This window comes from Citrobacter sp. TBCP-5362, assembly GCF_005406305.1.
GTDB classification, from domain to species: Bacteria; Pseudomonadota; Gammaproteobacteria; order Enterobacterales; family Enterobacteriaceae; genus Citrobacter_B; species Citrobacter_B koseri.
This window is the reverse complement of sequence record NZ_CP040234.1, coordinates 2,673,127-2,698,768: the sequence shown is the minus strand read 5'-3', so window position 1 is coordinate 2,698,768 and position 25,642 is coordinate 2,673,127. Positions and strand designations below refer to the sequence as shown.

30 protein-coding genes are annotated in these 25,642 nt (G+C 51.5%); 13 read left to right on the top strand and 17 right to left on the bottom strand.

Going from position 1 to position 25,642, the window contains the following annotated elements:
• Positions 1-5 precede the first annotated feature (5 nt).
• From FD428_RS12955 to FD428_RS12945, 3 genes are all read left to right on the top strand, one after another.
• Positions 6-743, top strand: a complete 738-nt coding sequence (locus FD428_RS12955; protein ID WP_012132897.1) for a phosphatase — start codon at positions 6-8, stop codon at positions 741-743.
• 23 nt (positions 744-766) lie between these two features.
• Positions 767-1,321 (top strand): molecular chaperone, encoded by a 555-nt coding sequence (locus FD428_RS12950; RefSeq protein ID WP_012132896.1) that lies wholly within the window; start codon positions 767-769, stop codon positions 1,319-1,321.
• A 101-nt stretch (positions 1,322-1,422) separates the two neighbouring features.
• Positions 1,423-1,905 carry a DUF1097 domain-containing protein gene (locus tag FD428_RS12945; RefSeq protein ID WP_114848580.1) on the top strand — a complete coding sequence of 161 codons (483 nt, stop codon included), beginning with the start codon at positions 1,423-1,425 and terminating at the stop codon, positions 1,903-1,905.
• A gap of 117 nt (positions 1,906-2,022) precedes the next feature.
• On the opposite strand, the gene csgG is transcribed toward FD428_RS12945, so the two are convergent.
• The 4 genes from csgG to csgD are packed head-to-tail and all read right to left on the bottom strand — an operon-like array spanning position 2,023 to position 4,375.
• Positions 2,023-2,856 carry a curli production assembly/transport protein CsgG gene (csgG, locus tag FD428_RS12940; protein WP_024130452.1) on the bottom strand — a complete coding sequence of 278 codons (834 nt, stop codon included), beginning with the start codon at positions 2,854-2,856 and terminating at the stop codon, positions 2,023-2,025.
• Positions 2,857-2,882: 26 nt separating this feature from the next.
• Positions 2,883-3,299: a curli production assembly/transport protein CsgF gene (csgF, locus tag FD428_RS12935; protein WP_012132893.1), complete on the bottom strand. Its 417-nt coding sequence runs from the start codon at positions 3,297-3,299 to the stop codon at positions 2,883-2,885.
• Between the two features lie 25 nt (positions 3,300-3,324).
• Complete coding sequence (gene csgE, locus FD428_RS12930) at positions 3,325-3,720, bottom strand: curli production assembly/transport protein CsgE (protein ID WP_012132892.1); 396 nt, start codon at positions 3,718-3,720, stop codon at positions 3,325-3,327.
• A 4-nt stretch (positions 3,721-3,724) separates the two neighbouring features.
• The gene (csgD, locus tag FD428_RS12925) at positions 3,725-4,375 is read right to left on the bottom strand and encodes a biofilm master transcriptional regulator CsgD (RefSeq protein WP_012132891.1); all 651 of its coding nucleotides are present in this window, start codon (positions 4,373-4,375) and stop codon (positions 3,725-3,727) included.
• Positions 4,376-5,144: 769 nt separating this feature from the next.
• Between csgD and csgB the strand changes: the two genes are divergently transcribed.
• The 6 genes from csgB to FD428_RS12895 all read left to right on the top strand — a co-directional run bounded on the left by csgB (position 5,145) and on the right by FD428_RS12895 (position 9,023).
• Complete coding sequence (gene csgB, locus FD428_RS12920; RefSeq protein WP_047457584.1) at positions 5,145-5,600, top strand: curli minor subunit CsgB; 456 nt, start codon at positions 5,145-5,147, stop codon at positions 5,598-5,600.
• 40 nt (positions 5,601-5,640) lie between these two features.
• The gene (gene csgA / locus FD428_RS12915; protein ID WP_114848579.1) at positions 5,641-6,096 is read left to right on the top strand and encodes a curli major subunit CsgA; all 456 of its coding nucleotides are present in this window, start codon (positions 5,641-5,643) and stop codon (positions 6,094-6,096) included.
• 60 nt (positions 6,097-6,156) lie between these two features.
• Entirely contained in the window at positions 6,157-6,489 is a 333-nt protein-coding gene (csgC, locus tag FD428_RS12910; protein ID WP_024130449.1) for a curli assembly chaperone CsgC, read from the top strand.
• Positions 6,490-6,645: 156 nt separating this feature from the next.
• Positions 6,646-6,969, top strand: coding sequence for a type 1 fimbrial protein (locus tag FD428_RS12905; protein WP_047457582.1), 324 nt, complete (start codon positions 6,646-6,648; stop codon positions 6,967-6,969).
• Between the two features lie 97 nt (positions 6,970-7,066).
• Positions 7,067-7,600, top strand: a complete 534-nt coding sequence (gene ymdB / locus FD428_RS12900; RefSeq protein ID WP_047457580.1) for an O-acetyl-ADP-ribose deacetylase — start codon at positions 7,067-7,069, stop codon at positions 7,598-7,600.
• Positions 7,593-9,023 (top strand): phospholipase D family protein, encoded by a 1,431-nt coding sequence (locus FD428_RS12895; RefSeq protein WP_080975442.1) that lies wholly within the window; start codon positions 7,593-7,595, stop codon positions 9,021-9,023. Before ymdB ends, FD428_RS12895 begins: the two co-directional genes overlap by 8 nt.
• Before the next feature lie 18 nt (positions 9,024-9,041).
• Here the strand turns inward: FD428_RS12895 and mdoC are convergent, their stop codons facing one another.
• Positions 9,042-10,202 (bottom strand): glucans biosynthesis protein MdoC, encoded by a 1,161-nt coding sequence (gene mdoC, locus FD428_RS12890; protein ID WP_114848578.1) that lies wholly within the window; start codon positions 10,200-10,202, stop codon positions 9,042-9,044.
• A 271-nt stretch (positions 10,203-10,473) separates the two neighbouring features.
• Here mdoC and mdoG point away from each other — a divergent pair, with 271 nt between their 5' ends.
• From mdoG to FD428_RS12875, 3 genes are all read left to right on the top strand, one after another.
• On the top strand, positions 10,474-12,009 hold the full coding sequence (gene mdoG / locus FD428_RS12885) for a glucans biosynthesis protein MdoG (protein ID WP_077956924.1): 1,536 nt from the start codon (positions 10,474-10,476) through the stop codon (positions 12,007-12,009).
• Complete coding sequence (gene mdoH, locus FD428_RS12880) at positions 12,002-14,530, top strand: glucans biosynthesis glucosyltransferase MdoH (protein WP_060815905.1); 2,529 nt, start codon at positions 12,002-12,004, stop codon at positions 14,528-14,530. Before mdoG ends, mdoH begins: the two co-directional genes overlap by 8 nt.
• Before the next feature lie 124 nt (positions 14,531-14,654).
• On the top strand, positions 14,655-14,882 hold the full coding sequence (locus FD428_RS12875; RefSeq protein ID WP_024130446.1) for a YceK/YidQ family lipoprotein: 228 nt from the start codon (positions 14,655-14,657) through the stop codon (positions 14,880-14,882).
• On the opposite strand, the gene FD428_RS12870 is transcribed toward FD428_RS12875, so the two are convergent.
• From FD428_RS12870 to FD428_RS12860, 3 genes are all read right to left on the bottom strand, one after another.
• Complete coding sequence (locus tag FD428_RS12870) at positions 14,883-15,257, bottom strand: MysB family protein (protein WP_012132878.1); 375 nt, start codon at positions 15,255-15,257, stop codon at positions 14,883-14,885.
• 81 nt (positions 15,258-15,338) lie between these two features.
• Positions 15,339-16,559, bottom strand: a complete 1,221-nt coding sequence (gene mdtG / locus FD428_RS12865) for a multidrug efflux MFS transporter MdtG (RefSeq protein WP_071258243.1) — start codon at positions 16,557-16,559, stop codon at positions 15,339-15,341.
• Positions 16,560-16,722: 163 nt separating this feature from the next.
• Positions 16,723-17,643: a Kdo(2)-lipid IV(A) acyltransferase gene (locus FD428_RS12860; RefSeq protein ID WP_047457570.1), complete on the bottom strand. Its 921-nt coding sequence runs from the start codon at positions 17,641-17,643 to the stop codon at positions 16,723-16,725.
• Between the two features lie 218 nt (positions 17,644-17,861).
• Here FD428_RS12860 and FD428_RS12855 point away from each other — a divergent pair, with 218 nt between their 5' ends.
• Complete coding sequence (locus FD428_RS12855; RefSeq protein ID WP_114848577.1) at positions 17,862-18,914, top strand: rhodanese-related sulfurtransferase; 1,053 nt, start codon at positions 17,862-17,864, stop codon at positions 18,912-18,914.
• A gap of 436 nt (positions 18,915-19,350) precedes the next feature.
• Here the strand turns inward: FD428_RS12855 and FD428_RS12850 are convergent, their stop codons facing one another.
• The 9 genes from FD428_RS12850 to grxB form a co-directional block, all read right to left on the bottom strand.
• Complete coding sequence (locus FD428_RS12850) at positions 19,351-19,926, bottom strand: YceI family protein (protein WP_012132872.1); 576 nt, start codon at positions 19,924-19,926, stop codon at positions 19,351-19,353.
• Positions 19,923-20,495, bottom strand: coding sequence for a cytochrome b (locus tag FD428_RS12845; protein WP_012132871.1), 573 nt, complete (start codon positions 20,493-20,495; stop codon positions 19,923-19,925). The genes FD428_RS12850 and FD428_RS12845 overlap by 4 nt, the downstream gene beginning before the upstream one ends.
• Positions 20,496-20,757: 262 nt before the next feature.
• Entirely contained in the window at positions 20,758-20,871 is a 114-nt protein-coding gene (locus FD428_RS12840; RefSeq protein ID WP_047457560.1) for a YceO family protein, read from the bottom strand.
• A gap of 50 nt (positions 20,872-20,921) precedes the next feature.
• Positions 20,922-22,040 carry an N-methyl-L-tryptophan oxidase gene (gene solA / locus FD428_RS12835; RefSeq protein WP_114848576.1) on the bottom strand — a complete coding sequence of 373 codons (1,119 nt, stop codon included), beginning with the start codon at positions 22,038-22,040 and terminating at the stop codon, positions 20,922-20,924.
• 194 nt (positions 22,041-22,234) lie between these two features.
• Positions 22,235-22,489, bottom strand: a complete 255-nt coding sequence (gene bssS, locus FD428_RS12830; RefSeq protein ID WP_012132867.1) for a biofilm formation regulator BssS — start codon at positions 22,487-22,489, stop codon at positions 22,235-22,237.
• Between the two features lie 289 nt (positions 22,490-22,778).
• Positions 22,779-23,024, bottom strand: coding sequence for a DNA damage-inducible protein I (gene dinI / locus FD428_RS12825; RefSeq protein WP_012132864.1), 246 nt, complete (start codon positions 23,022-23,024; stop codon positions 22,779-22,781).
• A 78-nt stretch (positions 23,025-23,102) separates the two neighbouring features.
• Positions 23,103-24,146 (bottom strand): dihydroorotase, encoded by a 1,044-nt coding sequence (gene pyrC, locus FD428_RS12820; protein ID WP_058668995.1) that lies wholly within the window; start codon positions 24,144-24,146, stop codon positions 23,103-23,105.
• A 104-nt stretch (positions 24,147-24,250) separates the two neighbouring features.
• Positions 24,251-24,811 (bottom strand): lipoprotein, encoded by a 561-nt coding sequence (locus FD428_RS12815; protein ID WP_024130445.1) that lies wholly within the window; start codon positions 24,809-24,811, stop codon positions 24,251-24,253.
• Positions 24,812-24,933: 122 nt separating this feature from the next.
• Positions 24,934-25,581, bottom strand: coding sequence for a glutaredoxin 2 (gene grxB, locus FD428_RS12810; RefSeq protein ID WP_024130444.1), 648 nt, complete (start codon positions 25,579-25,581; stop codon positions 24,934-24,936).
• Between the last annotated feature and the right edge of the window lie 61 nt (positions 25,582-25,642).

The following is a 25,642-nucleotide window of genomic DNA, read 5'->3' as shown; positions in this document are numbered from 1 at the left end:
GAGTTATGTATCCCGTTGACTTGCATATGCATACCGTCGCCAGCACCCACGCATACAGTACCTTGCACGATTATATTGCCGAAGCGAAACGCAAAGGTATTAAGCTCTTTGCCATTACCGATCACGGCCCGGATATGGCCGATGCCCCGCATCACTGGCACTTTATCAACATGCGTATCTGGCCGCGTCTGGTTGACGGGGTGGGCATTCTTCGCGGTATTGAAGCCAACATCAAGAATATTGATGGCGAGATTGACTGCACGGGCCCGATGCTGAACTCGCTGGATGTGATTATCGCCGGTTTCCATGAACCGGTTTTCGCGCCGCACGATAAAGAGACCAATACCCAGGCGATGATTGCCGCAATGGCCAGCGGAAATGTGCATATTATCAGCCATCCGGGCAACCCAAAGTATCCTGTCGATATCACCGCGATTGCGCAGGCGGCGGCTAAATACCAGGTGGCGCTGGAAATCAATAACTCGTCATTCCTGCATTCGCGCAAAGGCAGTGAAGATAATTGCCGCGCGGTGGCCGCAGCCGTGCGTGACGCTGGCGGATGGGTAGCGTTAGGGTCGGATTCCCATACTGCGTTTACACTCGGTGAATTTGCCGAATGCCGGAAGATCCTGGATGAAGTGGATTTCCCGGAAGAACGCGTTTTAAACGTTTCGCCAGGACGCTTACTGAGATTTCTGGAATCGCGCGGTATGGCGCCGATCCCGGAGTTTGCTGAACTTTAATTGCTGATAACTGGAATATATCAATGAATGAGTTTTCTATCCTGTGTCGTGTGCTGGGATCGCTGTATTACCGCCAACCGCAGGACCCTCTGCTGGTTCCTCTGTTTACGCTGATCCGCGAGGGTAAATTGTCGGCAAGCTGGCCGCTGGAGCAGGATGAGCTTCTGGCGCGGTTGCAAAAAAGTTGCGACATGACCCAACTGGCGGCGGACTACAATGCGCTGTTTGTCGGCGACGAGTGCGCCGTGTCGCCTTATCGCAGCGCCTGGGTGGAAGGGGCGAAGGAATCCGATGTTCGCGCGTTTCTTTCCGCTCGCGGTATGCCGTTGGCGGATACCCCTGCCGACCATATCGGTACGCTGCTGCTGGCCGCCTCCTGGCTGGAGGATCAGTCTGCTGAAGATGAGAGCGAAGCGCTGGAAACGCTGTTTATTGAATACCTGCTTCCCTGGTGCGGTACTTTCCTTGGCAAAGTGGAAGCCCATGCCGCGACGCCATTCTGGCGTACGATGGCGCCGTTGACGCGCGATGCGATCGGCGCAATGTGGGATGAGTTACAGGAAGGCGCTGAAGAGTAAATGTGATCATAGTCACCCTGTTGTGCAACGTGATTAATTGCCTTGCATAAAATGTGTGCGTGATCTCATTCGTATGCCGCTTTTCTGCTATGATGCGTGGCATGAACATACTTATCTCCATTGCAATCACAACGGGCATTCTCTCCGGTATCTGGGGATGGGTGGCCGTTTCCCTTGGCCTGCTCAGTTGGGCGGGTTTTCTGGGCTGTACGGCCTATTTCGCCTGTCCGCAGGGCGGCCTGAAAGGGTTATTGATTTCTGCATGTACGCTCCTGAGCGGCGTGGTGTGGGCGCTGGTGATTATTCACGGCAGCGCGCTGGCTCCGCATCTGGAGATCGTCAGTTACGTCATGACGGGAATCGTCGCGTTTTTGATGTGCGTTCAGGCGAAGCAGCTGTTGCTTTCTTTTGTGCCTGGCACCTTTATCGGCGCATGCGCGACGTTTGCAGGGCAGGGGGACTGGCGACTGGTTTTGCCTTCGCTGGCGCTGGGACTCGTGTTTGGCTATGCGATGAAAAATAGCGGGCTGTGGCTGGCGTCTCGTCGGGTAAGAGAGTCTTCGCCGACGGCGGTCAGCAAATAAAAAAGCGTGAGGTTTCCCCCACGCTCATATGATGTCAATCCTGATGGCGCAAACTTATCCTGCCTGCTGTAGGCCCGATAAGCCTGCGCCATCGGGCATTCTACGGTTGGCGAAATATCAGGATTCCGGCGGTACGGACATGTGGCGGTATTTCACCAGAATGTCGTTCTGACGCTCCGCTTTGTTCTGCAAATCCCACAGGCCGCGATCGATCCCGTCGTTAATCAGGAAGATAACGCCCGTTTCAATCGCTGACATCAGACACAGCATCACCGGTTCATTAGAGGTGTAGCCGATTTCACCTTCCAGCAGTCGCTGGTAATCAATAAAGCGGAACACCCCGGCCTGCACTTCATAGGAAAGGATGGTCTTGCTGGTATTGACCGAAGAGAGGATCTCGCCGGTGCTGACGTTAACCACGCGCAGGTTTACCGCAATCTGGTCAAGCTGATACTGCGTATCCGCACCGATACCGAAGTACCGCGCACCGACCCCGCCTGACTTCACGTTGCTTTCGTAACCGATAATCGACCCTTCCACCATGATATTCGCGGCGGTGAGGGACTGAAGCGGGATTCGGTTATTGATAGCCACCGTGCCGTTTTCCTGCGCTGCACGAATAATTTTGCGTTCGTTCAGCAGGTTTTGCAGTCCCTGACGCTCCAGCGGGATAAACCAGCGGGAGTCTTTCAGCGCGGTTACCAGCATCGCGGTGGCGCTCTGCGGAACGGCAGTCGAGAAGTTACTCGCCGGATAAGGTTTAAACTGGCCCGTTTCATCCTGAATATTATAAACCGAGACAAAAATCTTACCCGTTGGCATCGGCAGGTGCGTCAAATCTTTATAGCTTTGCGCACGAGGCATTAATGTCGGTTTCGCGGCTTCTTTAGGCGGGGCGGTTAAGCATCCGCTCAGTAAACATACTGCAACCAAAATAAGTAAGCGCTGCATGATTATTGTCCTTTGGTAGCTGGGGCTTAGAAATCGGTTGACTGTGTTTGCAAACCTGACACTTCAATCGTCGAGGTTTTCCCGGTTTTCCTGTCCGTGACATTAAGTCGCAGTTGCCCATCCCGGTTGGCGATATCAATGATAAAATCATTGGTCACCATTCTGCCTGGTTTGCCGGTGTTAATATTCGTCAGCAATCCGCCAAGGATTTGCGATTGAATAGCTTGCGTAAAGTTATCCAGTGCAGACGGGGTTTCAATCCCGAAGTCGTCGTAATAACTTGGGTCCTTATAAGAGTTTTGTGCCTGAGCGCTATTTAATAAAAATGCGCCGTTATTTGGGTTTCCACCAAAATTAGGATTTCGGAACTGGAATGTCATATTTCCGGCCCAACTTAATGGTGAAATAAGCATGAGCATAACTACTGCATGTTTGACACGCATGGCAGCCTCCAGACTAAATCATATTTTAGAATTCATCGCGCGCTAAATCACTCGTGCTTAATAGCGTTTGATCTATTTGCCGACGATTTAATGCTTCTTCAGTTTGCGCCAGCGCGAAGTCAACGGTTCGCTCGAAGTCTCTTTTCGTTGGGAATAAAAAAGTCTGGAATATAACGTCCTGATTTACCGTTATCGTAATCCAACTTCCCCAACGCGCACTGGGTCTTTCATTGATGGTCAAATTGCCTGTGTACTCACTTTCCCATTTGTCGCTGAAGGCGCGATAAAAATTGTGGCCGACTGATGAGACGGTATGGTCAGTTAAGAGTCCGGGAACTTCCACTTCAACTTCCGCAGCGTGAAGATTCCCTGCGGCAAGCAGTAATTCTGCTGCCACAATCCAGGTCAGATAGCGTTTCATGGCTTTATCGCCTGAGGTTATCGTTTGCCCACGAGACCGCCTGAGTACGGTTTTTAACAGCTATCTTTTTGAAAAGATTATAAAGATGTGTTTTTACCGTATTCTCGCTGATAAAAAGCGAGCGGGCGATTTCAATGTTTGAGGCGCCGATTCGCAGTTTATTGAGGATCTCTTTTTCACGATGAGTGAGAAGCGCTGATTCCGTGCTGTTGTAACGGTAGTTCCCTGAATGGGTGATCAGGTAACTGGCCAGCTTTTGCGAAAAATAGCATTCGCCTCGCAGGATCCCCTGCAAGCCGTTAACGACACGTTCTTCATCCTCCGTTGCGTAAAACACGCCATTGATATGTGGCCAGTTTTCAATATCACGGAAGGGATAGTCGTCGGGAGTGTTCAACAATAACGTCTTGATATTGTTGTTTTTCCGACTCAAATTGTCTTGCCAGTAATGGATAATTTTTTTATCCGCTTCCATCATATCCAGTAAAACAATGCAACTGGCGGATATATCATCCAGAGAACGTTGAATATTATGTAGTTTTCCGGTAACAGCCAGTGATTGCTTTAAATGCTGCAATAATGCAGTGGCCTGTAAAGATGGTTTTGTGATCAACAATAATGTATGACCATGAATACTATGGACTTCATTAAACATGATGAAACCCCACTTTTTTTAGTCGCACATCTGACAGCTGCCTCAGCTAAAATACGAGGCACCAGAAGTACTGACAGATGTTGCACTGCTGTGTGTAGAAATAAAACATCGACCCAAAAAGGGTAAAAATATTAAAACAGATGGACTACAACTGATTTCAATCTAGTCATTACAAACCTTAAAGCAAGTGTTAAACTTGTAACAAAATGTAAAATTATATATTCATATGTTAATGTGTGGATTTTTTAGAGATTAGATTTGATAGAAAAGTTGTACATGTTGCTGTTATTGCATAGATTTAAAAAATCATACAAATTATAATAACTTATTGATTTTAAATCATAATTTAAAATTATTTTTGAGTTTGTCTGACAAGTTAATTTTAAAACGTTCGACTCAGGGCCGCCTGGACATTTTTAGTGAGAAAAAAATGATGTTTGTCACGAGTTGTGACGGCGATGCAGTGTGATGCCCGGAGAAACGCATAATGATATGCAGAAAACGGTTTTTCCCTCTCACTGGCAGAAATGTTTAGCCCGCTACAGATAAGAAAATAAATTTTTCGTAAATAACAGTGGAGTCAACAGTGAATTAGCACTTTGGTGTGACGCTGAATATCAAAATACCACTCGCGGGTGAGTTATTTAAAATGTTTCCACGGACATACTCTTCATCGTAACGCGGCGTTAACAAAAAACGAATCGCGTTAACAGTCAAATTGAAATGCTTTTAAATTAACGTAATTTACGACCAGGTCCAGGGTGACAACATGAAAAACAAATTGTTATTTATGATGTTAACAATACTGGGTGCGCCTGGGATTGCAGCCGCGACAAGTTATGATCTGGCAAATGCGGAATATAATTTTGCGGTAAATGAATTAAGCAAGTCTTCATTTAATCAGGCAGCCATTATTGGTCAAAAGGGCACTTATAATAGTGCAAAAACACGCCAGGACGGCTCAAAACTTTTATCCGTTATTTCACAAGAAGGCGGAAATAACCGAGCGAAGATTGACCAGTCAGGAGCTTATAACCTTGCATATATTGATCAGGCGGGTTACGCCAATGATGCAAGTATATCGCAAGGCTCTTATGGTAATACTGCAATGATTATTCAGAAAGGTTCTGGTAATAAAGCAGATATTACGCAGTACGGTACGCAAAAAACAGCAGTTGTAGTGCAGAGACAGTCGCGCATGGCTATTCGCGTTACGCAACGTTAATACCATGACGACTTTTAAATCAATCCGATGGGGGTTTACCATGAAACTTTTAAAAGTGGCAGCATTCGCAGCAATCGTAGTTTCTGGCAGTGCTCTGGCAGGTGTTGTTCCGCAGTGGGGCGGTGGCGGCGGTCATAATAATGGCGGTAATAATTCCGGCCCTGAATCTACCCTGAGTATTTTCCAGTACGGTAGCGCAAACTCTGCTCTTGCTCTGCAAAGCGATGCTCGTAAATCAGATCTGTCCATCAAACAATATGGTCATGGTAACGGCGCAGACGTAGGCCAGGGCGCTGACAACAGCGGCATTGACCTGACCCAGAATGGGTACAGAAACAGCGCGACTATCGATCAGTGGAATGCCAAAAACTCTGGTATCGTTGTGAGCCAGTTTGGTGGCCGCAACGGCGCGCTGGTTAACCAGACTGCGTCCGACTCCCATGTATCGGTTACTCAGGTCGGCTTCGGCAACAACGCCACGGCTAACCAGTACTGATTCAGGTCGGGTACTCATAATAAACAGGGCGAAAGCCCTGTTTTTTTTCGTGAGGATATGATGAATACGCTATTACTCCTTGCCGCGCTCTCCAGCCAGATTACATTTAATACCACGCAACAAGGTGAAATTTACACCATTGTCCCCCAGGTTACGCTCAGCAAACCCTGCGTGTGCGAAGTCCAAATTTTTGCCGTTCGTGATGGGAAAGGAGGGCAAAGCCGTACACAGCAGAAAACAACCCTTTCTTTGCCCGCTAATCAACCCATTGATTTAACGAAACTCAGTTTAAATATTTCCCCGGAGGACTCGGTAAAAATTATCGTTACCGTTTCCGACGGGCAGTCGTTGCATTTGTCGCAGCAATGGCCATCTCCTGAGAAGTCATCTTAATCATTTGATTTATTTAGTGATTGTTTGTGGCAGGGGATGGATTACTGTTCTATGAATTATAGAGAGGCAACAACGTCGTTTCCGTTCACCGCGAGCGTCGCAGTGGAAGGAAAACTCCGATCCTTCAAGTATGATTGATCATTGAGGAGCTATTGTATGTTTGCGTTGTGTTCGAAAAATATCCTCGGAGCAGGCCTTGGCGTCTGCATTCTCTTTTCTTCCTCTGTTACAGCTCAACAAATCACTACCGGCGGCGTTATTCATTTTCGTGGTCAGATTGTCGAACCTCCTTGTGAGGTCAGTGCCCGGCAGCAAAATATTGACATGACATGCGTGAATAATGGCCAGATGAAAACTAACCGTTTTACCCTGCAACAGGTTACAACCGCCCCGCAAAGCCTTCGACAAATTGCATCCGTGAGAGTCAACTATCTCGATCCGCAACAACGTCTGGCAATTATGAGTATTGAATACCAATAAACGCATCTGTCAGAGATAAAATCGTTCGATTAAAAAACGCGATTTCATTGAAAGCCCTGCTGTACACTTAGGCTATAGGTTAAGGTAAGGGGGATCTATGAAATCGCGTATTCATGTACAACATGGCGACATAACCCAGCTCACGGTAGATGTGATTGTTAATGCCGCCAACGCTTCATTACTGGGGGGCGGTGGCGTTGACGGTGCGATTCATCGTGCAGCGGGTCCGGCGCTACTGGAAGCCTGCAAAAAAGTCAGGCAGCAGCAGGGCGAGTGCCCGGCAGGACACGCGGTCATCACTCTGGCTGGCAATCTGCCGGCGAAAGCAGTGATTCATACGGTGGGGCCCGTCTGGCGTGGCGGCGATCACAACGAATCCCAGCTCCTGGAAGATGCCTATTTCAACAGTTTGCAACTGGTGCTGGCCAATGGCTACCGGTCTGTCGCGTTTCCGGCGATCAGCACCGGCGCTTACGGCTACCCACGCCCCGCCGCAGCAGAGATCGCGGTCAATACGGTTGCGGATTTTCTTGCCCGCCACGCGCTACCTGAGCAGGTATACTTTGTCTGTTATGATGAAGAAACTGCCCGACTTTACGAGCGATTACTGACCCAACAAGGTGATGAGTGAGTTGACCCGACTTGAGCGCGCTGTTACCCCGCTGTGTGAACGTCATCCCGGCGAATGCGGCATTCTCGCCCTGGATGACAGCCTGGATGCCTTTGCCGCACGCTATCGATTAACAGAAATGGCTGAGCGCACCCTGGATGTGCAGTATTACATCTGGGAGGACGACATGTCCGGGCGCCTGCTGTTTTCGATATTATTGGCGGCGGCAAAGCGCGGCGTTCATGTTCGCCTGCTGCTGGATGATAACAACACGCCGGGGCTTGATGATACGCTGCAACTGCTGGATAGCCACCCCAATATCGAAGTGCGCCTGTTTAATCCTTTCTCTTTTCGTATGCTGCGCGCGCTGGGGTATTTAACCGACTTTGCCCGGCTTAATCGGCGTATGCATAATAAAAGCTATACGGCAGATGGCGCAGTCACCATTGTCGGCGGGCGGAATATTGGCGATGCCTATTTTGGCGCAGGTGAAGAGCCGCTGTTTTCCGATCTCGACGTGATGGCGATTGGCCCTGTCGTAAAAGACGTGGCGGATGATTTTGAACGTTACTGGCACTGCAAATCGGTGTCAACGCTGCAAAAAGTGTTGTCGCTGTCTGAGCAGGAAATCACCCGACGCATTGACTTACCGGATTCCTGGTACAACGATGACATTACGCGCCGCTATTTGCATAAGCTGAAAACCAGTCACTTTATGTCCCATCTTGATCGCGGCGCTTTACCACTGATATGGGCGAAAACCCGTCTGCTCAGCGACGATCCTTTAAAAGGCGAGGGGAAAGCGCAGCGTCATTCGCTTCTGCCGCAACGCCTGTTCGATGTGATGGGGTCGCCAACGGAACGTATCGACATTATTTCCGCCTATTTTGTTCCCACCCGGGCGGGCGTCGCGCAACTGCTGCAACTGGTGAGAAAAGGGGTCAGGATCGCGATTCTTACCAATTCACTGGCGGCGAACGATGTGGCGGTCGTCCATGCGGGCTATGCGCGGTGGCGTAAAAAACTTCTGCGCTACGGCATTGAGCTCTATGAGCTTAAACCCACTAACGGGCATGCGGCTGAACTTCACGATCGTGGTTTAACCGGTAACTCAGGCTCCAGCCTGCATGCGAAGACCTTCAGCATTGACGGGAATAAGGTTTTTATCGGTTCGCTCAATTTCGATCCCCGATCGACGTTACTCAATACCGAAATGGGGTTTGTGATTGAAAGCGAAACGCTGGCAACGCTGATTCATAACCGTTTTATGCAGAGCCAGCGTGATGACGCCTGGCAACTGCGGCTGGATCGTTGGGGAAGGATTAACTGGGTTGATCGCCACCTGCGTGACGAGGTGGTATTGAAAAAAGAACCCGCCACAGGATTCTGGAAGCGGGTTCTGGTGCGACTGGCGTCTGTCTTGCCCGTCGAATGGCTGCTTTAACGCCCTTCAGCGGACAGCTTAACTGGCGACAGCCTTGCTGTTATCACGTTTAACCGCGGGTTTGCCCGAAAATAAAAATTTCAGTACGGGAACCCGTAAATGCAGTTCATACAGGACCAGCGCAATACCGATAACAAAGACCAGCCCGCATAAAAAGCCCAGCAGATTCGACGTAATATGCGGCGTAATATACGCGCCGAAAAACAGCGTTAGTGGATGATGCACCAGATAGATGAAAAGCGATGCATTCACAAAATAGGTGACGCGAGCGGACTGGAAATTAAGTAAACGGTGGCCCAGCGAAAAGACCACGTTAACCATCCACAATCCCATCAGCATGGTAATGACGTATTCTGTTTCATACATCCAGGCATCGCCGCTGCCATAACGCTGGTTCAGCAGGTAGGCAACGAAGGCGAGCGCCGCAGCCAGCGTGCATCCGCGTGACGGTACGGTAAACAGCGATTTCAGCGCCGGGTTGATGAATGCCAGCGCGCCCAGGATAAAGAAAGGGAGATAAAACAGCGTTTGCATGACGACGAAATTGAACATGCCATCGCTAAGAATAGAGGGATAAATGATAAAAATGGCGCGTCTCAGCGCGGCGTAACCGACGCCAAGGATAAAGAAGATAAGCGTCAATTTGGTCATCGAAACGGCGGCGAATAACGGCTTCGTTGTGCGTTCCGCGCTTTTTTTGATTTGGCTGAATGCCCACATGCTCAGGGTTGTTAATACAACAAGCACTAATAAAAACCACAGATGAGAAATTAATTCCCAGGCCAGCGTATTGTATTTCTCATACAAAGAAAGCGTGTGCCAGTTCTCGGTTTTTCCTTTGACAAATTGCAGCATGATAAATTGCGGCAAGGTGAGTAAAGGAATGGCCGTCAGCATAGGAATACCTACGCGTTCAACACGCACTTTCCACCAGCGTTTTAATGGATAACGCAGGAATAACATGTACGAAAAATAACCGGAAATAACAAAAAAGACCTGCATGCGAAATGCGTGGACAAAATCGTTAAACAGGGTCAGCCACCATGAGGGCTCTGCGCTGTTGATATGCCAGGTATGGCTTGAATAGATCAACGAGATATGAAAGGGGATCCCCAACAACATCAGCCAGGCGCGGATGGAGTCAAGAAAATATTCACGCTGTGGAGGTACTGGATTCATAGATAGATACATATTCTCAGACTTTTCGTCTTATCCCTGGGACGAATAATGTTTACATTCGGGGGCAACCCTACACGAAGTCCAACAACCTGTCTCCAGGATAAGCACGCAAAGTGAAAACAGGAGCAAAACCTGCTTAATCCATGAGCCAGCGCGCTGAACAAAGCCGGGATTCAGTTGTCGGATTGCCTGATTATCCATTAAAATGGATCGGATCGATATAAGCACACAAAGGGGGAAGTGCTTACTTATTATGAAACATAAACGACAAATGATGAAAATGCGTTGGTTGGGCGCGGCGGTAATGTTAACGCTGTACACATCGTCGAGTTGGGCGTTCACCATCGATGATGTTGCAAAACAAGCTCAATCCTTAGCCGGTAAAGGCTATGAGGCGCCGAAAAGTAACTTGCCCTCCGTTTTCCGCGACATGAAATATGCGGACTATCAGCAGATCCAGTTTAACCGTGATAAAGCGTACTGGAGCAATATCAAGACCCCATTCAAACTCGAGTTCTACCACCAGGGTATGTACTTCGACACACCGGTCAGGATCAACGAAGTTACCGCGACGACGGTAAAAAGAATCAAATACAACCCGGACTATTTCAATTTTGGCGATGTTCAGCATGATAAAGACACCGTCAAAGACCTCGGCTTCGCCGGGTTCAAAGTGCTGTACCCGATCAACAGCAAAGACAAAAACGATGAAATCGTCAGCATGCTCGGTGCCAGCTATTTCCGCGTCATTGGCGCAGGCCAGGTCTATGGTCTTTCCGCGCGTGGTCTGGCGATTGATACCGCGCTGCCTTCCGGTGAGGAATTTCCCCGCTTTCGCGAGTTCTGGATTGAGCGTCCAAAACCGACTGACAAACGTTTGACCATCTATGCGTTGCTCGATTCCCCGCGTGCGACCGGGGCATACCGCTTCGTCATCATCCCTGGGCGTGACACCGTGGTGGACGTTCAGTCGAAAGTCTACCTGCGTGATAAAGTCGGTAAACTGGGCGTTGCGCCGTTAACCAGCATGTTCCTGTTTGGGCCGAACCAGCCGTCTCCGGCAACCAACTATCGCCCGGAATTGCACGACTCTAACGGGTTGTCTATCCATGCGGGCAACGGTGAATGGATCTGGCGCCCGCTGAATAACCCGAAACATCTTGCGGTGAGCAGCTATGCGATGGAAAACCCGCAAGGGTTCGGCTTGCTGCAACGCGGCCGCCAGTTCTCGCGCTTTGAAGATTTAGACGATCGTTACGACCTGCGCCCAAGCGCCTGGATCACGCCGAAAGGCGAGTGGGGCAAAGGGAAAATCGAACTGGTGGAAATTCCGACCAACGATGAAACTAACGATAACATCGTGGCCTACTGGACGCCGGATCAACTGCCTGAAGCAGGCAAAGAGATGAACTTCAAGTACACCATGACGTTTACCCGCGATGAAGAGAAACTTCATGCGCCGGAGAATGCCTGGGTTCAGCAGACGCGTCGCTCTACGGGCGATGTCAAACAGTCTAACCTGATTCGCCAGCCTGACGGCACCATCGCCTTCGTCGTGGATTTTGTCGGCACAGATATGAAAAAGCTGCCGCAGGATACCCCTGTCACGGCGCAAACCAGTATTGGCGATAACGGTGAAATCGTTGAGAACTCAGTGCGTTATAACCCGGTGACGAAAGGCTGGCGTTTGACGCTGCGCGTAAAAGTGAAAGACGCGAAGAAAACCACTGAAATGCGTGCTGCGTTGGTGAATGCCGATCAGCCGTTGAGTGAAACCTGGAGCTACCAGTTACCTGCCAATGAATAAGACAACTGAGTATATTGACGCAATGCCGCTTTCAGACAGTGAGAAAGCGGCGCTGCCGAAAACGGACATCCGCGCCGTCCATGAGGCGCTGGATGTTGAGCATCGAGCTTACTCGCGAGAAGACGATTCACCGCAGGGATCTGTTAAAGCGCGCCTTGAGCAGGCCTGGCCGGATTCGCTGGCCGAAGGGCAACTGATTAAGGATGATGAGGGACGCGATCAGTTGCAGGCAATGCCGAAAGCGACGCGTTCTTCTATGTTCCCCGATCCCTGGCGCACCAACCCGCTGGGTCGTTTCTGGGATCGCTTGCGCGGCCGGGACGTGACGCCGCGTTATCTCTCCCGCCTGACGAAAGAAGAGCAGGAGAACGAGCAAAAATGGCGTACCGTCGGGACAATCCGCCGCTACATCCTGTTGCTGCTGACGCTGGCGCAGACGGTGGTTGCGACCTGGTATATGAAGACCATTCTTCCTTATCAGGGCTGGGCGCTCATTAATCCTGCCGACATGATCGGGCAGGATCTGTGGGTCTCCTTTATGCAACTGCTGCCGTATGTGCTGCAAACCGGCATCCTGATCCTGTTCGCCGTGCTGTTCTGCTGGGTGTCTGCGGGGTTCTGGACCGCGCTTATGGGCTTCCTGCAACTGCTGATTGGCCGCGATAAATACAGTATTTCGGCGTCAACGGTGGGAAATGAGCCGCTGAATCCAGAGCACCGTACCGCGTTGATTATGCCTATCTGCAACGAGGACGTTGACCGCGTGTTCGCGGGGCTACGCGCTACGTGGGAATCGGTTAAAGCCACTGGCAACGCAGCACATTTCGACGTCTATATCCTGAGCGATAGCTACAACCCCGATATCTGCGTGGCGGAACAAAAAGCGTGGATGGAGCTGATTGCTGAAGTGCAGGGCGAAGGACAGATTTTCTATCGCCGTCGCCGCCGTCGTGTGAAGCGCAAAAGCGGCAATATCGATGACTTCTGCCGTCGCTGGGGCAACCAGTACAGCTACATGGTGGTGCTGGACGCTGACTCGGTGATGACCGGCGAGTGTCTGAGCGGCCTGGTGCGTCTGATGGAAGCGAACCCGAATGCCGGGATCATCCAGTCGTCGCCGAAAGCGTCCGGTATGGATACGCTGTATGCGCGTTGCCAGCAGTTTGCTACCCGCGTGTACGGCCCGCTGTTTACCGCCGGGCTGCACTTCTGGCAGTTAGGCGAATCGCATTACTGGGGCCACAACGCGATTATTCGCGTGAAGCCATTCATCGAACACTGTGCGCTTGCGCCGCTGCCGGGCGAAGGATCGTTCGCGGGTTCCATCCTCTCGCATGACTTCGTGGAAGCGGCGTTAATGCGTCGTGCAGGGTGGGGCGTCTGGATTGCCTACGACCTGCCGGGTTCGTATGAAGAACTGCCGCCGAACCTGCTGGATGAACTTAAGCGTGACCGCCGCTGGTGTCATGGCAACCTGATGAACTTCCGCCTGTTCCTGGTGAAAGGAATGCACCCGGTTCACCGTGCGGTGTTCCTGACGGGGGTTATGTCTTACCTGTCGGCGCCGCTGTGGTTCATGTTCCTGGCGCTTTCCACCGCCTTGCAGGTGGTTCATGCGTTGACTGAACCGCAATACTTCCTGCAACCGCGCCAGCTGTTCCCGGTCTGGCCGCAGTGGCGCCCCGAACTGGCGATTGCGCTGTTTGCATCCACGATGGTGCTGCTGTTCCTGCCGAAGCTGCTGAGTATTATGCTCATCTGGTGTAAGGGCACAAAAGAGTATGGCGGATTTGTGCGCGTAACGCTGTCGCTGCTGCTGGAAGTGCTGTTCTCTGTGCTGCTGGCGCCGGTACGCATGTTGTTCCACACGGTGTTTGTGGTGAGCGCATTCCTCGGCTGGGAAGTGGTCTGGAATTCACCGCAGCGTGACGATGACTCTACTCCGTGGGGTGAAGCCTTCATGCGTCACGGTTCCCAGCTGCTGCTCGGCCTGGTATGGGCGGTTGGCATGGCCTGGCTGGATTTACGTTTCCTGTTCTGGCTGGCGCCGATTGTCTTCTCGCTGATCCTGTCGCCGTTTGTGTCCGTGGTTTCCAGCCGTTCAACGGTAGGCTTGCGCACCAAACGCTGGAAGCTGTTCCTCATCCCGGAAGAGTATTCCCCGCCGCAGGTGCTGGTGGATACTGACAAATACCTGGCGATGAACCGCAATCGCACGCTGGATGATGGTTTTATGCACGCGGTGTTTAATCCGTCGTTTAACGCGCTGGCTACGGCGATGGCTACGGCCCGTCACCGCGCCAGTAAGGTGCTGGAGATTGCGCGCGACCGCCATGTGGAGCAGGCGCTGAATGAAACGCCGGAAAAACTGAATCGCGACCGCCGTCTGGTGTTGTTGAGCGATCCGGTGACGATGGCGCGTTTACACTATCGCGTCTGGAATTCACCGGAAAGATACTCATCGTGGGTTAACTACTATCAGGGTATCAACCTGAACCCACTGGCGTTGCAGAAGAAGTAAGCCGTAGCGGTCTGATAAACGTGGCGTTTATCAGGCCGACAAATATGCGCTGACAATTATCTGAAAATACCGGCCTACTGCCGGTATTTTTTTATACTGAACAAAACGACGAATGAGGTATCCGGTGCGAATAATCGTGGTTGGCGTAATGGCGCTACTTCTGAGTGGGTGCGGCAGCATCATTAGCAGGACGATCCCCGGACAAGGGCACGGCAATCAATACTATCCCGGCGTGCAGTGGGATGTTCGGGATTCCGCGTGGCGCTATGTCACGGTTCTCGATCTGCCGTTTTCACTGGTTTTTGATACGCTGCTGCTGCCGCTGGATATACACCACGGCCCTTATGAGTAGTTAACGCTCATCCCACTCATCCGCCGCAGTCTGGCCTTCTTCGGTATCCAGAGGCGGCTCGAGCTGAAATTCACCGTCATCCCACTCATGCAGAGTGTTCTCTTCCAGCCACTCCTGACGAATCTCTATCTCATCATAATCGCCGTCAAAGACGCTTTGCGCCGCTTCGCCACTCAGCATTGGCAGACATTCGCCTTCTTCGCCTTCATCGGCAAAAAACTCGGCTTGCCACATGATGTCGCCATCCTGTAGCACGTATTTCTGGATATTGAGTTGTTGAACATTGGCTTCATCTTGTTCGAGTTCCGGGTTGTCAGCCAGAAACTCTTCACGGGCTGCATCAATGGCTTCTTCCAGCGTGGCGTACATAGTCATCACTGTCTCCCTTTGATTTGATGAGGTATTCAGGGAAAGAATAGCTGATTCTCCGGTTTTGCAAGTATGAAAGCGCAAAAATCATTTTGCCGCGAGGGTCTCTCTGCGCCGCCGCAGGCTGTTCCACGAATAAATTGCGTTGAACAACACGACGCCTGCGGTGACGCAAAACACGGCGCGAAAACCGTAGCTGGCAGAAATAGCCGCCCCCATTAACGGGCCTGTGACGTTGCCAATATCGCGAAATGACTGGTTGTAACTGAAGATGCGCCCGGCGATCTGATTGCTGGCGTTATAGACCAGCAGAGTCTGTACGGCAGGGAGCAGGGCGCCGTCCGCCGCGCCAAGTAAAAAGCGCAGCACGCCAAGCTGCCAGGGCGTTTGTACGAATGACATCGGGATCAGCAGCAGGACAGAGATAATCAGGGCGGTAATCAGGATCTTTTCGGGGCCAATGCGATCTCCCAGTTTGCCGAGCCGGGGCGCGCTGAGCAACGCCGCCACGCCGGGCACCGAGGCGATCATTCCGCTGATAAATGCGATATTGCTGACGTTACCGGCTAGCTCTCGCACATATAACGTCAGAATAGGCGCGATCGATCCGGTTGCAACCTGAATGATCAGCGTGGTGACGAACAGACTCAAAACCAGCTTTGGGTTTTTTAGTGAGCCAACGACCTCCCGGACGTGCAACATCTCCTTTTTGCTGACAGGCTGAAAACGCTCGCGAATAAAAAAGAGCGTCAGTAAGAAACAGACCAACAGCACGCTGGCGGTGATGAAAAAGACAGGGCGTAATCCGTACTGGTCGGCAAGCAATCCGCCCGCCAGAGGGCCGAGCAACGCGCCGCTGACGCCGCCCGTAGAAAGCGTTCCTAACGCCCAGCCGCTCTTATTACGTGGCACCTGAGTGGCGATAAGCGCATTTGCGTTTGGCACAAATCCGCCGAGCAGACCTAACAATGCGCGCAGGATCAGAAACTGCCAGATGTTCTGCGCCAGCCCCATCAGCAGCATAACCATCGCCATGCCGAGGGCTGAGCGCAGCAGCATGATCTTTCGCCCTTTGCGATCGGCCAGCCCGCCCCAAAAAGGCGAGGCAATAGCGGAAAACAGGAAGGTGATACTGAAAACCAGCCCCGACCACATATTCAGCGCGCTGTGGCCCGTTACGCCGAGCTGCTCAACGTAGAGGGGTAAAAATGGCATCACCAGGCTAAACGCCGCGCCGGTCAAAAAACAGCCCAGCCAGGCTACGGTGAGATTGCGTTTCCAGTTTATGGGGACATCAGAGGGTGACATAGCGATCCGCAGTGTGATGCGCTGTTTGCGCTATCATCAGAATAAAAATAAGGCAATACTCTCTTATTATGCGCCTGCCTGCTGAGGGCGGCAATGTGAGTAGCTTTTAAAGCTAAAAGAGGCGATGAGAAGGTGCAACCGTCGCCCGGCTGCACCTGATGAATCAGTAACGGGAAGGCATACCTTCAGGACGCGTTTTGAAACGGCGGTGCAACCACATGTATTGCTCGGGCGCCATCATGATGCATTTCTCTACGATCGTGTTCATCCAGGCCGCGGTGGTTTCGGCGTCATCCAGCGGTGGTGAGCATTCCGGCGGCAGGAGAATCAGCTCATAGCCTTTGCCATCGGGTTTACGACGCGGAACAAACGGCACCAGACAGGCGTTGGACATCCGGGAGAGCATCCAGGTTCCTGACGTGGTGGCGGCCTGTTCCACGGCAAACAGCGGGACAAACACGCTGGCGCGCGGGCCATAGTCATGGTCCGGCGCATACCAGACCACTTCACCTTTTTTCAGCGCTTTGATCATGCCTTTCAGGTCTTTGCGATCGAGCATCGACTTGTTGGAGCGCATACGTCCCCAGGTCTGTAGCCAGTCGAGCAACGGATTGTCATTCGGACGATAAACGCCAATGCCAGGCTGTTGCAAACCAAACTGGCGCGCGCCCAGCTCCAGCGTCAGAAAGTGCAGGCCAACCAGCAGAATCCCTCGCTCCCGGGCCTGAACGTCGCGGATATGCTCAACGCCGCTGACATCTGTCCAGCGTGAAATACGGCGGTCGGACCAGAACCAGGCCATGCCGGTTTCCATCACGCCCATCCCGACAGACTCGAAGTTCTTCACCACCATCTGGTGGCGTTCTTGCTCGCTCATCTGCGGAAAACACAATTCAAGATTACGATAGGCGATGCGGGCGCGGCGCTTCATAAAACGCAACGCCAGGCGTCCCATTGCACAACCCAGTTTGTAAATCACCGGGTAGGGCAATTGCACGACCAACCAAAGAGCACCAATACCCAGCCAGGTTAACCAATAACGTGGATGCAGTAGCGCAACGGAGAACTTAGGTAAATTCGTCATCTCTATCCTGTCTGTAAACGAGCAATTCCCTGTATTGTCGCATTTTTTCGTGTACAGCAAAAATTTGTGGTTGGAGAACGACGATAAAAGCGGCAATTGTTGTTAATTTCTTAGTATGAAGAATGAAATGTAGCGCAAAATGTGTGGATGTAAATTGGCGATGTTTGCTTTATGATGCCGCCCGATTTCATTTTTACTGATTGCAGGATACGTACACCATGCCAGTGTTACACAACCGCATTTCGAACGATGCGCTTAAAGCCCGGATGTTAGCTGAAACGGAGCCGCGCACGACCATCTCTTTTTATAAATATTTCACGATCGTCGATCCGCAGAGCACGCGCGACGCGTTGTACCAGATGTTTACCTCGCTGAATGTTTTTGGTCGCGTTTATCTGGCGCGTGAAGGCATTAACGCACAGATCAGCGTGCCGCAAAGTCAGGTCGCGGCGTTTCGTGAGCAGCTGTATGCGTTTGATCCCGCATTAAACGGCTTGCGTCTGAATATTGCGCTGGACGATGACGGTAAGTCCTTCTGGGTGCTGCGTATGAAAGTACGCGAGCGGATTGTGGCCGATGGTATCGACGATCCGAATTTTGATGCCAGCGACGTTGGCGAGTACCTGAAAGCGGCGGAAGTGAACGCCATGCTGGACGATCCTGATGCCGTGTTTATCGACATGCGTAACCACTACGAATATGAAGTGGGACATTTCGAAAATGCGCTGGAAATTCCGGCTGATACGTTCCGCGAGCAGTTGCCGAAAGCTGTTGAAATGATGCAGGAGCATAGAGACAAGAAAATCGTCATGTATTGTACGGGCGGTATTCGTTGTGAAAAAGCCAGCGCCTGGATGAAGCATAACGGTTTTAACAAAGTGTGGCACATTGAGGGCGGCATCATTGAGTACGCGCGTAAGGCGCGCGAGCAGGGACTGCCGGTGCGTTTCATTGGTAAGAACTTTGTGTTTGATGAGCGCATGGGAGAGCGGATCTCTGATGAGGTTATTGCGCATTGTCACCAGTGCGGCACACCGTGCGACAGCCATACCAACTGTAAAAATGATGGTTGCCATCTGCTGTTTATTCAGTGCCCGGCTTGCGCCGAGAAGTTTAAAGGCTGCTGTAGCGAGCTGTGCTGTGAAGAGAGCAGTTTGCCGGAAGAGGAACAGCGCCGTCGCCGCGCTGGCCGTGAGAATGGCAATAAAATCTTCAATAAATCGCGTGGCCGCCTGAATACCCAACTGGGCATTCCCGACCCGGCGGAATAACGTAGCGCCATCCTCCATTGTGCCCGGTGGCGCTTTGCTTACCGGGCCTACAATGTGTGCTGAAGGCGACGCTGTCATCCGGCATTGCGCCCGGTGGCGCTTTGCTTACCGGGCCTACAATGTGTGCTGAAGGCGACGCTGTCATCCGGCATTGCGCCCGGTGGCGCTTTGCTTACCGGGCCTACAATGTGTGCTGAAGGCGACGCTGTCATCCGGCATTACGCCCGGTGGCGCTTTGCTTACCGGGCCTGCAATGTGTGCTGAAGGCGACGCTGTCATCCGGCATTGCGCCCGGTGGCGCTCCGCTTACCGGGCCTACAATATGTGCTGAAGGCGACGCTGTCATCCGGCATTACGCCCGGTGGCGCTTTGCTTACCGGGCCTACAATATGTGTTGCTGTAGGCCGGATAAGGCGAAGCCGCCATCCGGCATTCGTTACTTCTGCTGTACGCCTTCCACCGAGATAATCAGATCGACTTCCTGCGATGCAGGGCCGAGGTCGGTGGTGATGTTGAAGTCTTTCAGCTTAATTTTACCTTCCGCTTCAAAGCCCGCGCGCTTCCCGCCCCACGGATCGTCACCCTGGCCGATCAGCTTCGCTTCCAGCGTGACCGGTTTGGTGACGCCATTGAGCGTCAGGTCGCCGGTGATATCCAGCTCGTCGCCATCTTTTTTCACGCTGGTCGAGGTAAACGTCGCCTGCGGGAATTTCGCCACGTTCAGGAAATCAGCGCTACGCAGGTGCTTATCACGCTCCGCATGGTTGGTATCAACGCTGTTGGTGTTAATGGTGACGTTCACTTTATCCGCAGCCGGATTTTTTTCATCGAAGGTAAATGTCCCGTCGAAATCTTTGAACGTCCCGTACAGCCAGCTGTAACCCAGGTGCTGGATACGGAAGTTAACGAAGGCGTGTTGTCCCTCTTTATCAATTTTATAGTCTGCCGCGATTGCAGAACCAGTGGTGAATAACAGGGAAGCAAAAGTCAGTCCCAGCAGGCTTTTTTTCATTTTTCAACTCCATAGTCAGGCGACGATCTCCCCAGCATACGCTTTAGGGTGTCGTCTTTATCGATGAAATGGTGCTTCAGGGCCATTAGCCCATGCAGAACAGACAGAATCACAACGCTCCAGGCCAGCCACAGGTGCAGGCTACCGGCAAGATCGGCCTGAGCGCCCGCGTCGGCCAGCGTGGCGGGCACGTCAAACCACCCAAACACGCTGATCGGTTTGCCGTCGGCGGTTGAGATCAGATAGCCGCTGATCACAATGGCGAAGAGCAGAAGATACAGCGCAAGGTGGCCCACCGCCGCACCCAGACGGGTCAGGCGTGAATAGCTTTTCAGCGCCTTTGGCGGTGGTGAGACGAAACGCCAGAAAACACGTATAACCAGCCCCATCATTAGCAGGATGCCGATACTTTTATGCAATTCCGGCGCCTGGTGATACCAGCCATCGTAATAGCTGAGCGTCACCATCCATAAACCCAGGGCAAACATGCCGTATACAACAATGGCGACCAGCCAGTGAAGCAATACAGAAATGGCGCCATAGCGCTGAGGAGTATTTTTGAATTGCATAAACACACCAATGGATATTTCAGGAGAGAATGAAAATGACCTGTTAGAGACATTAATGCAACTAATAAATAACAATCCTGGCGATATTTATTTTTATTTCAATAAAATTGATTGAATTTGTCATTGTGCGTCAGAAGATTCGAGGTGATTAGCGGTTTTATCTATATGGGGCAGGAGGGCGGGAGGTTTCTTATTGGTCAAATTATTACAATGAAAGTTAGAGTAATCTCAGGTTTTGTCAATTTTTGTCAGCTGAAATAAATTAAAAGAACATGATATAAATAATGTCCATGATGGCCAGCAGCGACCATAAAATAACGTAGAGCATAAAATGCTCACGAATATTATTGATCAGATAGTGAAAAATACGACGCACAGCCTGACTCCTCAAAAAGAAACGGCCCCGTTTGCGAGGCCATTGGGTCATTATTGCGTAAAGCGGTTCAGTTTGAATGGCGTCAGGTCAAAAGCCGGCGATTTACCCTGTGCGAAATCGGCGGCAATCTCGCCCAATACCGAGGCGAACTTAAAGCCGTGGCCGCTCAGACCGGTGACGATCAGCGTATTATCATGTCCCGGTAATGTATCGATAATAAAATCTTCATCCGGGGAATTATCATAGGTACAGGCGGCGCCGTTCAGGCAGCAGCCAATGCCGGGCAGGATAGTGCGCAGGAAGGGGAACGCTTCGGAACCATCGCTGGCGACGGCGGCAAACGGCTTGCGCTCTTCCGGTGAGTGAATCAACTGACCACCGTTGTGTTTTCCTATTTTTAATGCGTCGTTTTCGGCGGGAAAACCGTAATACTGATCGCCGTTCGGGAGTTCTCCAGTGAACGCCGGGAAGTTATTTTTCATGCTGTAGCGCCCGTCAGCCTGATACCAGGCAAAAACTTTACGAACGGGTTGGATGGGGAGTTCCGGCACCAGCGCCTGTACCCATGTACCGGCACTGATCAGCACTTTCTTCGCGCGGTATTCGCCGTCAGCGGTTTCAACGGTAACGCCGTCGTTATCGTGGTGAAGGGCAGTGACGGGGCAGTTAAAGAGTTGCGCGCAGCCAGCCTCTTCGGCAAGGCGAATCCAGGTTTTGATCGCCAGTTCACTGCGCAGAAAACCGGAGTCCGTTTCGAACAGGCCAATGTAGTTGTCAGGGACGCGAATTTCAGGCCAGCGCGCCATGATGGCGGCGGCATCCAGTTGCTCAACGTTTAACTGCCATTGCTGTGCGCTATGCGCCACGTTCGCCAGAAATGGCGAGTCCGCCGGGCCGAGGTTTATGACGCCGGAGCGGACGAAGATGGGATCTTCATTATGCGTTGAAAGCTCTTCCCATAACGTTTGCGCACGCAGCACCAGAGGAACGTATTTCTCACCCTCGCCATAAGCGTGGCGGATTAACCGGGTATCGCCGTGATGGCTGCCCTGTTGATGTGGCGGCATATGGGCATCTGTCATCAGAACCTTCAGTCCGGCGCGAGTGGCATAATATCCGGCTGCGGCGCCGACGGAACCGCTGCCAATAATGATTAAGTCGTATTTCATCAGCTTCTCTCTGCTATCGCGATTATTGCAGGGTAAATAAGTGAATTGAGATATACAAGTTATACTCGTCATGCTTTCGGATTGCCGTCGCGGCGGCGCGTTTGTCGGCCGACTTTCTGTCAATGGAATTATTGAGAGTATGAAACGATAAAGGCACCTTTTAAGGTGCCTTTGGGTGGAGGGGGCGCGTCACGTTAATGACGGCGATACTCATTTTCCTGGTAATCGCCAGATTCAATTTTGGCGATGCCTGCTTCTAATATCGAAATAAATTGTCTGGCAACATCGGTGGTTAACCAGAGCGTCTGACCAACTTCAGTCCCATCAGGGTCAGGGCGATTCGGGGTCTGGTAGTGCAAACGCAACATCAGCGCATCATAGCTGTCAACGGTGCTGATGTCCCATCCTACAAGCGGATGAGTCTGAATGACTTCATTATTCTTTTCCATTATGCCCCCTAATACGTGTTACAAGACAACGGTTTTCGAGGTTCAATGCGTGTTTTTTTCTGAAGCAACTTCAGTATATCAATAAATAAGGCTATTCACTGGAAATTTAAAGGGTGACAGAATAAATTTCTTCTTTTTAAGAATTATGTGCACAATAAAACAGCATGTTATTCATATTTTTTTGGCATGTTGTGCAGTTATTTTGAGTAATGGATTAAAAAGCGACCAGTTGCGCAAATAAAAAAGCCGGGGCGACCCGGCAAAAACGAACATTACTGCATATCATTTTTTATTCATTGACGAACCAGTCATCCGCGCTTTCCCAGGTTTCCTGTAGGATTTCGCTGATGCGTTCTTTATCCTCTTTTGTCGCGCCAATGACCGACAAATTGTTGGCTGCGGCATAACGGACGACAACATTGCCCGCGTTATCTGGAAAAGAGTGATGGATACGGCGGGAGAGTTCACCGGCCAGCGCGTCAATCGCGCCAGCAGGCAAAGGTGACGTTTTCGCTATAGTGACTTCAATACGCATAATGGCCCCCTGTTGAATATACTGTGTATTTATACAGTTAACCTTTCCGGCTTACAACAGGTGGCCACATTTTTTTTATTATTTTACTGACCAGCGTACGCGCTCGCCGCCGAGGAAGGGCACCAGTGAGTCATCGGCAAGCGTGATGCTTTCCGGGACGAGCTGCTCTTCGCGTACCAGTTCAACGTAGGTTTCATTGACCGGCAGGCCGTAGAACCGTGGCCCATTGAGTGAGCAGAACGCTTCAAAATGCGCGAGGGCGTTCATCTCTTCAAAGACCGTAGCGTAGCTGCCAAGCGCCGTCGGGGCATTAAAGCAGCCTGCGCAGCCGCAGCTGGTTTCTTTCCGATGACGGGCGTGCGGCGCGGAGTCGGTACCGAGGAAGGCGCGGCTAAATCCGCTGGCGACCAGTTCACGCAAGGCCTGCTGGTGGACGTTACGTTTGAGGATCGGCAGGCAATACAGATGCGGGCGAATTCCGCCGACCAGCATATGGTTGCGATTAAACAGCAGATGCTGTGGCGTGATGGTGGCGGCTAACAGCTCGTTGCCGTCGCGAACGTACTCTGCGGCATCTTTGGTGGTAATGTGCTCAAACACGACCTTCAACGCCGTCAGACGCTGGCGCAGCGGCTCCATCACCGTTTCAATAAACCGTGCTTCGCGGTCAAAAATATCGATATCAGCATGGGTAACTTCGCCGTGTACCAGCAACGGCATGCCGAGTTTTTCCATGCGCTCCAGTACCGGCATGATCGTATCGACAGAGGTGACGCCGTGGCTGGAGTTGGTGGTCGCGTTGGCCGGATAGAGTTTTGCTGCGGTAAAGACGCCTTCGCGGAATCCGCGCTCAAGCTCATCAGGATCAAGCGTATCCGTTAAGTAGCAGGTCATCAGTGGGGTAAAGTCATGCCCGGCAGGAACGGCATCAAGAATGCGCTGGCGGTATGCGATGGCCGCATCGACCGTCGTAACAGGCGGCGCCAGGTTCGGCATCACTATCGCGCGGCCATAAATTTCACTGGTGTAAGGCACGACAGTTTTTAACATGTCGCCATCGCGAAGGTGAACGTGCCAGTCGTCTGGGCGGCGGATCTTTAAAACCTGGGATGGTGCAGTCATTAATATGCTCCGGCTGGGGGATAGTCATTTTTGCCGGAAACCAAGGATAAGCGGAAACGTTTTCGTTTGCACGAAAAAAAAGGGCGCAAATGCGCCCTGGTGCGTTAGTCGGTGAACGGGATGATGATTTCGCCCGGTTTAACCTCTATGCCTTTGGCATATTTTTTCGCCAGCGCTTCGCCTTTGCTGCTGTCTTCACGCAAAACGTAGGCCGGTTGCTGATTAAAATAATTACGCAACGACTGATTCAGGTAAGGCATCAGCGTTTGCAGCACCGATTGCATTTTTTCCGGCGTTACGGTTGCATCCACCACTTCCATTTCTTGCAGATAAATCGCGCCTTTTTCTTTGTTAAAGACCGGTAGCGCTTTCAGCTTCAGTTTCATGGTGGCTTTCTGGCTGCCAAACAGGGAGCTCATATCCAGGTTCGCATCACCGGTTAGCGTGACTTTGTTGGGCTCTTCCCGGCCAATCTGGCTGCTGAGATTCGTCAGTACAATATGCGCATCCGCGATGCCCGGTAAGCCAATGTCTTTGGAAAAATTATTCCGTTTTTCAAGCGCCTGATTAATTTCTTGCTCGCTTACCGTGTACTGCGTGAGTTGGTTGCAGCCAACCAACAGGCCGCTAACCAACAATGCAGCGGCAAAGACAATCTTTTTCATGGGGTTCCTCAACATGATGCCCGTGTCGTAATCCTGACACAAAGCAGCATGTGGCACCAGCACGCCGCGCACCAGCAGAAAAAACTGAAAGGGTGGCGGCATGGCGCCTCCACCCACAAACATTAGAGGGCCATAGACGATAACAGGTTGATTTGCGTCTGTTTTGCCATGTTATCACGGTAATCAGCGACCCGGGTTGGCCAGTTTATGCCTGCGACCAGCGTCAGGTTACGTAATAACGGGAACAGATGAATATCGTCTTCAGACAGTTCACCGTTCACGGCATTAGGCTGCACAATCAATTTATCCAGCGCGCGCAGATCGTCGCTGATGTTTTTGATGAGCCCACTGGAATGCGCCAGATTTTCGCCAAAGTCGCCAATCATGGCCTCTTTTTTCTCAGTGAAGTATTTCCGCGCCGACGGCGTGGAAAACTCATCAAATGCCGATTTTGCGAAACGCGGAAGGAGCAGGCGATTGGCGTAACCGTTAACTTTGCGTAGCCACTCATCAATCGCGGGGTTCTGTTTTCCGATCAGCAAGGGTTTGCCGTCAAGGTTGTCCACATAATGGACGATATCCATACTTTCGGGCAGATAACGGCTGTCGTCCTTTTGCAGAATGGGCGCCATTTTTTTGCCGATCATGCGGGTGGGCGTTGCGTCGTCGTCGTTTGCCAGGACGTTTAGCTCAACGGGAATATTTTTCAGGCCGAAAATCATGCGGGCTTTGATGCAGAAAGGGCAGTGATCGTAAATATAAAGCTTCACGTTTCTCCTCCATTTAACTGTCGGTTCTCTTTCAGTATGGAGGAGATGAAAGCAGGTATCA

Excerpts from the sequence above, each read along its gene's own strand:
- FD428_RS12955 (WP_012132897.1), top strand. The coding sequence starts at position 6 with ATGTATCCCGTTGACTTGCATATGCATACCGTCGCCAGCACCCACGCA.
- FD428_RS12950 (WP_012132896.1), top strand. The coding sequence starts at position 767 with ATGAATGAGTTTTCTATCCTGTGTCGTGTGCTGGGATCGCTGTATTAC.
- FD428_RS12945 (WP_114848580.1), top strand. The coding sequence starts at position 1,423 with ATGAACATACTTATCTCCATTGCAATCACAACGGGCATTCTCTCCGGT.
- csgG (WP_024130452.1), bottom strand. The coding sequence starts at position 2,856 with ATGCAGCGCTTACTTATTTTGGTTGCAGTATGTTTACTGAGCGGATGC.
- csgF (WP_012132893.1), bottom strand. The coding sequence starts at position 3,299 with ATGCGTGTCAAACATGCAGTAGTTATGCTCATGCTTATTTCACCATTA.
- csgE (WP_012132892.1), bottom strand. The coding sequence starts at position 3,720 with ATGAAACGCTATCTGACCTGGATTGTGGCAGCAGAATTACTGCTTGCC.
- csgD (WP_012132891.1), bottom strand. The coding sequence starts at position 4,375 with ATGTTTAATGAAGTCCATAGTATTCATGGTCATACATTATTGTTGATC.
- csgB (WP_047457584.1), top strand. The coding sequence starts at position 5,145 with ATGAAAAACAAATTGTTATTTATGATGTTAACAATACTGGGTGCGCCT.
- csgA (WP_114848579.1), top strand. The coding sequence starts at position 5,641 with ATGAAACTTTTAAAAGTGGCAGCATTCGCAGCAATCGTAGTTTCTGGC.
- csgC (WP_024130449.1), top strand. The coding sequence starts at position 6,157 with ATGAATACGCTATTACTCCTTGCCGCGCTCTCCAGCCAGATTACATTT.
- FD428_RS12905 (WP_047457582.1), top strand. The coding sequence starts at position 6,646 with ATGTTTGCGTTGTGTTCGAAAAATATCCTCGGAGCAGGCCTTGGCGTC.
- ymdB (WP_047457580.1), top strand. The coding sequence starts at position 7,067 with ATGAAATCGCGTATTCATGTACAACATGGCGACATAACCCAGCTCACG.
- FD428_RS12895 (WP_080975442.1), top strand. The coding sequence starts at position 7,593 with ATGAGTGAGTTGACCCGACTTGAGCGCGCTGTTACCCCGCTGTGTGAA.
- mdoC (WP_114848578.1), bottom strand. The coding sequence starts at position 10,202 with ATGAATCCAGTACCTCCACAGCGTGAATATTTTCTTGACTCCATCCGC.
- mdoG (WP_077956924.1), top strand. The coding sequence starts at position 10,474 with ATGATGAAAATGCGTTGGTTGGGCGCGGCGGTAATGTTAACGCTGTAC.
- mdoH (WP_060815905.1), top strand. The coding sequence starts at position 12,002 with ATGAATAAGACAACTGAGTATATTGACGCAATGCCGCTTTCAGACAGT.
- FD428_RS12870 (WP_012132878.1), bottom strand. The coding sequence starts at position 15,257 with ATGACTATGTACGCCACGCTGGAAGAAGCCATTGATGCAGCCCGTGAA.
- mdtG (WP_071258243.1), bottom strand. The coding sequence starts at position 16,559 with ATGTCACCCTCTGATGTCCCCATAAACTGGAAACGCAATCTCACCGTA.
- FD428_RS12860 (WP_047457570.1), bottom strand. The coding sequence starts at position 17,643 with ATGACGAATTTACCTAAGTTCTCCGTTGCGCTACTGCATCCACGTTAT.
- FD428_RS12855 (WP_114848577.1), top strand. The coding sequence starts at position 17,862 with ATGCCAGTGTTACACAACCGCATTTCGAACGATGCGCTTAAAGCCCGG.
- FD428_RS12850 (WP_012132872.1), bottom strand. The coding sequence starts at position 19,926 with ATGAAAAAAAGCCTGCTGGGACTGACTTTTGCTTCCCTGTTATTCACC.
- FD428_RS12845 (WP_012132871.1), bottom strand. The coding sequence starts at position 20,495 with ATGCAATTCAAAAATACTCCTCAGCGCTATGGCGCCATTTCTGTATTG.
- solA (WP_114848576.1), bottom strand. The coding sequence starts at position 22,040 with ATGAAATACGACTTAATCATTATTGGCAGCGGTTCCGTCGGCGCCGCA.
- bssS (WP_012132867.1), bottom strand. The coding sequence starts at position 22,489 with ATGGAAAAGAATAATGAAGTCATTCAGACTCATCCGCTTGTAGGATGG.
- dinI (WP_012132864.1), bottom strand. The coding sequence starts at position 23,024 with ATGCGTATTGAAGTCACTATAGCGAAAACGTCACCTTTGCCTGCTGGC.
- pyrC (WP_058668995.1), bottom strand. The coding sequence starts at position 24,146 with ATGACTGCACCATCCCAGGTTTTAAAGATCCGCCGCCCAGACGACTGG.
- FD428_RS12815 (WP_024130445.1), bottom strand. The coding sequence starts at position 24,811 with ATGAAAAAGATTGTCTTTGCCGCTGCATTGTTGGTTAGCGGCCTGTTG.